General features: G+C 61.1%; 1 protein-coding gene. It reads right to left on the bottom strand.

The window, feature by feature from the left end; all coding sequences use genetic code 11:
• Positions 1-1,028: transposase (locus C5S61_RS27030; protein ID WP_205701347.1), on the bottom strand; the 1,028-nt coding region annotated here is incomplete at its 3' end.
• Between the last annotated feature and the right edge of the window lie 75 nt (positions 1,029-1,103).

Below are 1,103 nucleotides of genomic sequence, written 5' to 3'. Positions count from 1 at the left end.
GGTTCGTCCTCACCCGTCGCGTTCGCTGCGTCAGTCCTATCCGCCTCACCTCCCACACTCACCACCCACAACGTGGCGACGGCCAGCAGCACCCACCAGCGCGCAATCCGCTCGGGGTCGGTCATTTTGGTCTGTTCCCAATGCCAGCCGCCGCGTTTGAGGTCTTTGAACCCTTGTTCAATCCAGCTGCGCATGCCATACCATGCCCAGGTTGCCGCATCAGGGGCGAGATCCGTAATCACCAGCCACGGGTCAGCATAGGCCGCATCCCATGCGGCCAAGCGCGTACACGGCACGGACTGCCCTTTGAAGCAGGTCGTCTGGCCCATCCAGCGATCACCGGGATGCCGGACTACTGCTGCAAGGGGGTGCCATGGTGCATCCGCTGCGGGGCGATGGAATCCTCGGGCATTAATCCGCAGCAAGGGATGCCAGCCCGCACGCACAATGGCCTGAAACAGCCAGTGCCCATACAAGCCCCGATCCGCAGCCACCAGCACCGTCCAGCTCGCGGGGATGGCGGGTTGGATCGTCGTGATCAGCCGTTCCCAGTGGGGTCGCCATGCGCCCGGGACGGTTGCACCGACACACTGCCATGCAACGGGAATGGCACACCCCCGATAGACAATACTAATGGTCAAGACGGTCACGGTTTGGCGCAAGGTCGTGGCATCCATGACCAGCACCATGCGCCGATCATCCGGTTGCCACCATGCCACAATCCACCGGACAAGGGCGGGGAACAGCGTGGTGACATCCAAGGCCGTGCGAAACGTGCCGCGTTTGGCCGCTGCCGCATAGGCAAATTCGCGCAGGCGTTGCCGAAGGGTATTGGGTGATTGCCCACACAGGGCTGCGAGCACGACGCTCATACTGGTGAGACCACAGGATTGGGCCATGACCATGGCAAAACTGCCCCAGGCAATGACCCGAACATAGCTTCGTGGAATCTGCGGCAAGTGCGTCTGGACACGGGCTTCCCAATCGGCTAAACTAGCATGGAACGGCATAGAATTCCTCGTAGACATGGGTGCTGACACGTCCAGTATACGCGAATTCTCTGCCGTTTGTCGTTTCCTCCCCGAACTACCTACCCTTGAAAG

Source organism: Herpetosiphon llansteffanensis (assembly GCF_003205875.1).
Taxonomy (GTDB): domain Bacteria; phylum Chloroflexota; class Chloroflexia; order Chloroflexales; family Herpetosiphonaceae; genus Herpetosiphon; species Herpetosiphon llansteffanensis.
Note: the sequence above shows the minus strand (reverse complement) of the source record. Positions and strands in the feature narration are given on the sequence as shown.